The following is an 8,036-nucleotide window of genomic DNA, read 5'->3' as shown; positions in this document are numbered from 1 at the left end:
GACCGTTCTCAAATCTGCCCGAAACCACATCAGGCACCGATGTCTGTTATTCGCGGTCATCGCTCTGAGCTCCTTTTAACTGCTGCACCCAGTCAGCATGGATAGCGGCGATACTGCCTCTCAGCGAGACAGGGCACTGGCACTCGCTGCCTACACGCGCAAGTTGTTTTAAAATCGCCGGTGGCAGCTTGCTTTCCCCAATCACAACCACAGATTCAAATGCCTGTTGCGAGACTGCCGCTTCCAGACCGTGCAATTTTCCGTTAAACGGCAGATTATCTAACAAGGTGACACTGTAACTCTCATTACTCAGTGACAAAGCGGCGAGCCAGATGTAATGCGTAATGCCGTCCTGTGCCGGTTCAAAACTCAGCAGCATGGCTTTGCGACCGCTCCGCTTGCGTGTTTTGGATACCAGGCTGGCACATTGCTCAATCAGAGTGGATTGCCACAGCGCTTGCTGCATCGCCCGCAGCGGATTTGCCGGGTCGTTAACCTGCGTGTCTACGGGCACGACCACTTTTTCGATGAACATTGGCAGCGGGTATTCTTTCATCAGCTGACTCAGTAGCTGTTCGAGTTTTCCGCGCCGGCAATCTGATAAAGCGATCAGTATCGGTGCAATCCCATCACCGTCTTCTTCCTGACTGGCAGCGTCACTTTCCTGGCCTTCGAGTAACGGTCTTACCTTGCTGATAGCGACGCCTTTCTCAAGCCAGGACAGGATCAAACGGATCTTTTCAATGTCAGCCTGTGTATATAAACGGTGTCCTTTTTCTGTGCGCTGTGGCTTGATCAGCCCGTAGCGGCGTTGCCATGCACGTAAAGTGACGGGATTCACCCCCGTCATTTCAGACACTTCTCTAATTGCAAATAACATAACTTCAGAGGCCATAACGTAATTTCAACTCCTCCGGATACGGATTAAGAAAGGTCTGCAACTGCAGATACGGATCCGGATATTCTTTCAGGTAATGTTTGATCAAGGCCAGAGGGACCAGAATAGGTTGATGACCCAGGCGGTAGCTTTCAATCAGGCCCAGCAATTCCTGCTTTTGTTCGCCGGTCAGGTTACGTTTGAAATAACCCTGCAAATGCATTAACACATTGGTGTTGTTGCTTCGACGAGCATGTTTACTCAGGGCATCCATGAACTGCTGACGGTATTCAACGAAAAACTCAGCCAGATCCCAGTCTTTAATGCCGGCTACTAACCGCCCCATCTCTCTGTACGCTGTCGGGCTGTGTGCCATCAATACGAATTTATAGCGTGAATGAAATTTAACGAATGCATCCATACTCAGGCAGCTTCCCACGTTTTGATAAAAATCGTGTAAGGCATGAATACGAAACACGAAATTTTCACGCAGTACCGGATCTTGCAGCCGCCCGTCCTCTTCGACGGGTAACCAGGGCATGGCAGTCATCAGTTTTTGGGTAAACACCCCCACTGTGCCTCCCGGGACAGTGTTACCGTTCGGAATATACAGCTTCACCCTTTCCATGCCACAAGTCGGCGATTTGGCACATACCACAAAGCCACACAGGGATTGAATGCCGCTGATGTGCTTATCAGCAAACGCCTGCATTTTTTCGGTGAAGTCCAGCTCACCGCCTTTGCTGTCGACAAGGCGCTCACCATTTTCCTGCTGTACCAGCCTTATTGTTGGTCGAGGAACGGGCAAGCCGATTGCCATTTCAGGGCAAACCGGGCGGAACTGTACAAACTTTGCCAGTTCGTCCGTCACAAAGCGGTTTCTTTTATGTCCACCATCAAAGCGCACTTTCTCGCCAAGTACACATGCACTGATACCTACCGGGATACTCATCTCACACCTGTACAAAAAATTATCTTGTACAATGATGTTAGCCAAGCTCAGTGAGTTGTACAAGAAAATAAAATGTATAACTTTGTAACTGCCGCAATTTCAGACACAAAAAAAGCTGCCTGATACTCACAGGCAGCTTTTTTGCTTTGAATTAAAGGGAAATTATTCGATATTGGAATCCGGCTGTTCCATACCTACCGAGTCATTTCCTGCTCGCCAGGTTTCATAATCATCCAGATCCTGTTGTACAAGTTTGAGACAGACGGCCAGAATCAGTGCGTCATCCGTCAGCCCCAGGAAGGGAATCACATCCGGCAGAACATCCAATGGGTTAAACACATAAAGCAAGGCCGTAACGATGGCAGCAATGGTAAACCAGGGGATCTCCCGGTACTCTCCTTTCCAGTACGCCTTAACCAGACCATACATGGATTTCACTACATTGAAATACTTACGCAGCGTGCCACTTTTCTGCACTTTTTCTTCAATGACCTGTTCTTTGTCTAACACACGCTGAATGTCTTTATCCGTGACTTGTCTGGACGAGCTTTCCAGTTTCTCTTTGGCTTCCTGTTCATTCATTGACTGACTCATCCTCTCGCCTTAGTGGCCATTTGTTCATAAGTTAACTATGGCTTTTCGCCACCCATTTGTCATTAAGGGGAATGACAGCCAAAAGCCAGTAGCGTTCCGTTTGAGAGTAAAATGCGAGCAATAAACCTGACAGCAACTGCAGCTCCCCCGATAACCGCTGATAGAGTATGGTCAGCATCAGTTATTGGCGGCCTACTAACAAAAACTCACCCGTTCGAAATGGGGATTCGGGCGGGTCGCTTCCATTGTGTTCAACTGGTCAAGCACAACAATCTGTAACCCGGAAGAAGTTTTCAGCGACATACACTCTTGTTTTTCTTCATTGCGAAGTGTGTCCTGGGCTATACCCTCAATCTCATTTCCGTCTGTCAGACACAGTTTTACCGGCAACTTATACAAGCATGCAATTTCGATATAGTCATATTGCTGACATGAAATCATCTTCACTCCTCCTTCGCGGTACGTCTGGGTCACGATACGTCACGATTGTCGTTTTTTACTTTTTCACCCAGTACATGCCTTCCGAGTTTGGCCGGGACAATTTAAAACCAAACTTTTCATACAATTCCGGGACGTCGGCCATCAGCGACACATAAGAGCGGGGAAAGGCGGTCTGGTCGAGATAGGCCATGATATGTTCCATGATTTGACGCCCGAGACCTTTTCCCTGATGGTCGGGATCAACCGCGACATCCACAATGTCAAAATTAATGGCGCCGTCACCCACCACTCTCCCCATGGCAACAGGGATACCGTCATAAAGAATATGTACGCCGTAAAGGCTGTTTGGCAAGCCTTTCACTGCCGCTTCATAAGAACGGGACGATAATCCGGAGATCTCGCGTAAACGTAAAAAATCATCAGGACCAACCACTTGCTCAATAACCTGGTACATCAATATTCCTTTCTATCATCTATTTATTTGCAGTAAATCCGAATCACGTAAGCCAGCAAAAACACTATGTTAGTGATTCGCGTCGCATCTTACTTTGATATTCAATGCATTTTATATGCCATTGAAAGAATCGTGATCATCTTCAATGAAAATAAAGGCTGATGGTATAAAGGCTGATGGTTTGGCTGCATGAATAGATAAACAGATGAATAAAAAACCCGCAATGCATGCGGGTTTCGTGAAGATCAGACCTGTTCTTCCAGTAATGGTTTTGAAGAAGCTTGTTCACGGGTGATCCACCAGCACAGCACAGAAGCAACGCTCACCATCACAACACCTTGCCAGAAGGTTGCCGTTAACGTCAGCCCCAGCAACTGCGCAGATAAAAAGGTTGAAAACACAGGTACAAAATAAGACAGCGTTGCCAGCAGCACCATGTTGCCGCGCAGGATCCCGATATTCCATAATGCATAGCCGCCACCCATGGCAAGACCAGCCAATAGCAAGTCCCAGATCACCGGGAGATCAAACTTCATTGGCGGTTCATTGGTGAACATAAATTTCAGCCAGAGTGCGGCCGCAGTGGCAGAAAAGAACCAGGTAATGGCATTTTTGCCACTGGCCATTACCCGGGTAACGTTGCAATAAATTGCCCAGATAAACGCGCCACTCAGCGCGAGTGTATAACTGAGCGGGTTGCTCTGCACATTTTCAATTAACCGGGGCACAGACAATCCGCTATCCCCCGCTACCGTCCAGGCAACACCAAAGAAAGACAGTATTAAACAAGGGTACAGCAGCCAACTGACTGACCGCCTTGAGAAAATCACCGCAAACAGTACCGTCAGACACGGCCAGAGGTAGTTTATCAATCCCATTTCAACCGCTTGCAGTCGATCATTGGCCATCCCCAGAGACAACGCCAGACACATTTCATAGCTGACAAACAGCAAGCCGCCGATCAAAAGGTATTTCCTGGAAAAAGAAGACAGCTTCGGCAAGCCAACCGTCAGAATAAGAATGAAAGCGCTGACGCTGTAAATCATGGCAGCGCCGCCCACAGGGCCAAGCTGCTCGGTCACATTCCGGATAAGGGCAACCACACTGCTGAAAAGACAAATTGCGCCGCATCCGGCCAGGGTAAATTGATGACTGCGTACCACGGTTAACCCTTGTATATAAACACCTGAGAATCCATAACACTGCCTGAGAATGACAGCTAAAACAACCTGAAACCACCTTGTTTATGGCCCTGGCGCATACCTCAGCAGCATGACATTCCGGTTCAGTCTTCTGGCACCCAGCAACATCAATCTTTGCCATCTTTTGGCACCATCAAAAGCTTGCTTGCCCTGGGGGCTGATAAAAGGCTCCAGTAACAACTGATACTCATTGATTAAATTCGCATCGGCCAGTGATGCGCCCAAAGCAGGGCTGCCAAACAGGACCACATTTCCGGTTAATTCAGATAAAAATTGCCGGGTATTTTCAATATCAGGCCCTTTCAGTACCTCAGTATTTTGCCAGGGAAACTCAAGTGGCCGTGTAGTGACCACACGCTTAGGAATGGACTGCAATTCCATTGCCAGATACTGCATATATTTGGGTAAGTCCCTTCGCGTTGCAGCTTCAGGCCAGAAAGCCGCAAAAAGATCATACGTGTGGCGTCCCAGAATTAAAGCTTCTGAGTCATGCAGTAATTCAAGGGCATATTCATGATGTTCTTTATCCACCACAGCATCTTCATGATGGCAGTGGCCATTCAATGACATGTTCAACGAATAAATCAGATGGGCCATGGCAAAAACCTCCTTGTCGTGAAACGCACGCAGAGTCTCTCTGCAATACGGGTTTCATGAGTATTTGCAGAGAGACCGGGATTTGCCAGTTTTAGTGTCAGAAAAAGGTGTGAATACGTTTATTTATTTGTTGATAAATCAATAACTACTGTTCAGCACGTGCTAATAACACACCCATTGAAACAAACAGAGAGCCAAAGACCCGATTCATCGCTTTCATGGTTGATGGGCTGGTCAGATAAGGCTTCGCGACACTGGCCATGATTGTATATCCCAGCATGTGTCTGTCCTAAACAGAATTTCATTGGTATGAAGACGAAAGTATCGCTACAAAATAGCGGCCAGATCCGGTGCGATCATCAGATTCCCTTTGGCAACTTCGTTTCGGAGGTACGGTCGCCAGGTTGGAATATCATCCAATGCCGCTTTGATTCGGTGGATATCCCCTGCTCGCCGACGGCCAAATAGCACGTAAACGGGCACACAGCTGCCTTGCTGCACAGAATCCCAGACAAGACCATCCAGGTGCGGATAGTTGTCTGCAATCGACTTCGCCAAGCTTCTGGCATTGTCCATCGACTTCAACTGAGTCGTATTGAACAACTGATCAAAGGAATAGGGCCAGAATGCATCCGATCCCCCTTCAAGGTAAGCCTGACGACAATCAGCAAACCGCAGTGCGCTCTGAAAACTGAGTGTCGCCACTTCCAGATCATCAAACTGCTTTTTAGATAAAGTCCGCAGGGCCGAGTTTCCCATCGGCCGCAGCACAGCTTCGTAGTAGGCTGTTTCCGGCATTGCAGCCAAATACAATGCAGGAACTGCTTCCCGAAGCTTGTTGCGAAAAGGAGAAAAACGCCCGGTGATAGCATGGCCGTTCTGATCCCTCGCTCTGATATCCGAGATCCATTCTAGTTGTTTGAACGGATTCGGATCCAAGGCGGTATAAAGCCGCTTTCCCTCCTCATCACACTCATGGCGCAGCACACGGAACAACTGACGACTCGCCTCGATTTCAAACTCAGGCGGATTATCCTGCAGCATCAGCGTCCCCCGATTTCTGATGATCGGTAGCAGCCGTATAACTGAGATCGCTGAGCGTACTGTCGGCTTTAAACAAGCTGGCCAGATAGAGAAGGTCGGCTTCCAGCTCCGGTTTCTGAAGTGCGTCAGCTGGCGAACACCCCAGATCATCACTGACAGAAGTCAGCCACTGATAGACCCCCCAGTCATTCAAGCCATTCAGCGTCTGGCACAATTCCGGAACCGCCTTCCAGACCCCCAGATGTTTTGTATCAAACTGAAACGCAGGCACCTGAACCGTTTTCGCATCACCAAAATTGAACGCGAAAAGCCGCCGGGATTGGCTCGCCTGGCTGATCACCCTTGACGGATTCGAGGCCTGGAACTCGCCCAGTAAATTCGTCGCAGCCCTTGCACTGAGCAATGGATATTGCTGAGTGCGCGCTTCAATATCGTTCAACGCGTTGGCAATCATAAATTGCGTCTCAGATGAAGTGTGGTCTTTGATACGCCGCTTAAAGTCACTGAACTGCTGCTCTGCATCTCGCTCAAGCAGATCGACAATGTGTTGCAATCCCCCTTTTTGGGCATAGAACAACAGGTTTCGGCTCAGTTCCTTCAGTGAATCTGCTTCTTCAGCGGAAATTCTCACGGACAGTGCATGGTCATCTGCCGTTGACTCCTCGTCCACGCTCAAACTCACCTGAGGTCGCTGGACAGGCGCAGGCTGCACACCCAGAGTATGCGGCCCTATCAAAGGGAGAAGCGCAATGTCCTCGGCCGAATGAAGTAGTGATTCGTTGGAAAACGGCGCATTCGTCCCCTCTACACTCACAGTCGTATGCGGATTGGTCTCAGTATCTTTCACACTCATCGTAAGCATGAAATGTTTACTGTCTCTCTGGGTAACCATGGCGTGACCTCCCATGAACTCAAAAGCTTTGCTCATTGCTCTCCCTGCATAAGTGTAGCCAATTACAATAACGATACAACTATACGCACTTTTCTTCTGATGAGAAAGCGTTCAATTTCTCATCAAGTGATATAAAACTGAACGGTTTATGGTTCCGGCAAAGCATCCTGTTCACTCATCGGGAAGGTTACCGATCTCGACCAGGGATTCACACGTCTCAAAGTTTTTCGCTACTTCAATCACATAACGCTGCGTTTTTTCATTCAAAAGTGATGACCTTTTGTAAGAACAACCGCCATTGTCTAGTTTTTCACCTTGTACAATCGCACGTTCTAAATCAATCAGTGCCAACCCATGGGGAACATTTCTCTGGGAAACGTCTGCCTGATTGAGAAAATCGCTTGCTTCGGCTTCTGTCACCATCCGGTAGTTTTTTGCTGTTACATGGCTTGTAAACAAAGCGGCCAGGACGAAAAAATACTTCATGATCTGCTCCAATGAATTGGGAGCCCAGTGATAGCCGCCTTTCAGCACGCTATCACTGTCTTACTTTATTTTTGCTCTTGAAGCGTAGAATAACTGTTCATTAAGTTTCGGTAATCAGGGATATGATTTGAAAAGAGCGTCCCCAAACCTTCGATATCATTTCGCCAGTCCCGGTGTAACTCGCAAGCCGCGCCAAACCAGGTCATCATCTGCGCACCTGCAGCTGACATCCTGTCCCAGGCGGCATCACGGGTCATCGCATTGAAAGTACCGGAAGCATCGGCAATAACAAAAACCTCATAGCCCGCTTCTATTGCTGATAGAACCGGAAATGCGACGCAGACTTCCGTCACCACACCGGCAACAATGAGTTGTTTTTTACCTGTTGATTCAATGGCCTGAACAAAGTCAGCATTGTCCCAGGCATTAATTTGTCCGGGTCTGGCAACAGGTGTCAGGAAACCCACTGTGAGGAATATGGCTGAAATAATGTGCGC

The 8,036-nt window shown here is 48.3% G+C and carries 12 protein-coding genes; all 12 read right to left on the bottom strand.

Annotated features, from left to right (window positions below; translation table 11 throughout):
• Positions 1–46: 46 nt before the first annotated feature.
• Complete coding sequence (locus P0Y67_RS21850) at positions 47–880, bottom strand: MerR family transcriptional regulator (protein ID WP_342393573.1); 834 nt, start codon at positions 878–880, stop codon at positions 47–49.
• A gap of 4 nt (positions 881–884) precedes the next feature.
• Positions 885–1,829 carry a YbgA family protein gene (locus P0Y67_RS21845; protein ID WP_342393572.1) on the bottom strand — a complete coding sequence of 315 codons (945 nt, stop codon included), beginning with the start codon at positions 1,827–1,829 and terminating at the stop codon, positions 885–887.
• A gap of 162 nt (positions 1,830–1,991) precedes the next feature.
• Positions 1,992–2,423 (bottom strand): YkvA family protein, encoded by a 432-nt coding sequence (locus tag P0Y67_RS21840; protein ID WP_342393571.1) that lies wholly within the window; start codon positions 2,421–2,423, stop codon positions 1,992–1,994.
• Positions 2,424–2,618: 195 nt separating this feature from the next.
• Complete coding sequence (locus P0Y67_RS21835; RefSeq protein ID WP_342393570.1) at positions 2,619–2,864, bottom strand: Rho-binding antiterminator; 246 nt, start codon at positions 2,862–2,864, stop codon at positions 2,619–2,621.
• 55 nt (positions 2,865–2,919) lie between these two features.
• Positions 2,920–3,318, bottom strand: coding sequence for a GNAT family N-acetyltransferase (locus P0Y67_RS21830; RefSeq protein WP_342393569.1), 399 nt, complete (start codon positions 3,316–3,318; stop codon positions 2,920–2,922).
• 245 nt (positions 3,319–3,563) lie between these two features.
• Positions 3,564–4,481, bottom strand: coding sequence for an aromatic amino acid DMT transporter YddG (yddG, locus tag P0Y67_RS21825; RefSeq protein WP_342393568.1), 918 nt, complete (start codon positions 4,479–4,481; stop codon positions 3,564–3,566).
• A gap of 81 nt (positions 4,482–4,562) precedes the next feature.
• Entirely contained in the window at positions 4,563–5,117 is a 555-nt protein-coding gene (locus tag P0Y67_RS21820; RefSeq protein WP_342393567.1) for a dihydrofolate reductase family protein, read from the bottom strand.
• 145 nt (positions 5,118–5,262) lie between these two features.
• On the bottom strand, positions 5,263–5,397 hold the full coding sequence (locus tag P0Y67_RS21815) for a hypothetical protein (RefSeq protein WP_342393566.1): 135 nt from the start codon (positions 5,395–5,397) through the stop codon (positions 5,263–5,265).
• A gap of 47 nt (positions 5,398–5,444) precedes the next feature.
• Positions 5,445–6,161: an RES domain-containing protein gene (locus tag P0Y67_RS21810; protein WP_342393565.1), complete on the bottom strand. Its 717-nt coding sequence runs from the start codon at positions 6,159–6,161 to the stop codon at positions 5,445–5,447.
• Complete coding sequence (locus tag P0Y67_RS21805; protein WP_342393564.1) at positions 6,148–7,089, bottom strand: hypothetical protein; 942 nt, start codon at positions 7,087–7,089, stop codon at positions 6,148–6,150. Before P0Y67_RS21805 ends, P0Y67_RS21810 begins: the two co-directional genes overlap by 14 nt.
• Positions 7,090–7,224: 135 nt before the next feature.
• Complete coding sequence (locus P0Y67_RS21800; RefSeq protein ID WP_342393563.1) at positions 7,225–7,539, bottom strand: hypothetical protein; 315 nt, start codon at positions 7,537–7,539, stop codon at positions 7,225–7,227.
• 65 nt (positions 7,540–7,604) lie between these two features.
• Positions 7,605–8,036: isochorismatase family protein (locus P0Y67_RS21795; protein ID WP_342393562.1), on the bottom strand; the 432-nt coding region annotated here is incomplete at its 5' end.

Source organism: Photobacterium sp. SP02, from assembly GCF_038519165.1.
Classification (GTDB): domain Bacteria; phylum Pseudomonadota; class Gammaproteobacteria; order Enterobacterales; family Vibrionaceae; genus Photobacterium; species Photobacterium halotolerans.
The sequence above is the reverse complement of the archived record's forward strand: the minus strand, read 5'-3'. Positions and strand labels throughout refer to the sequence as shown.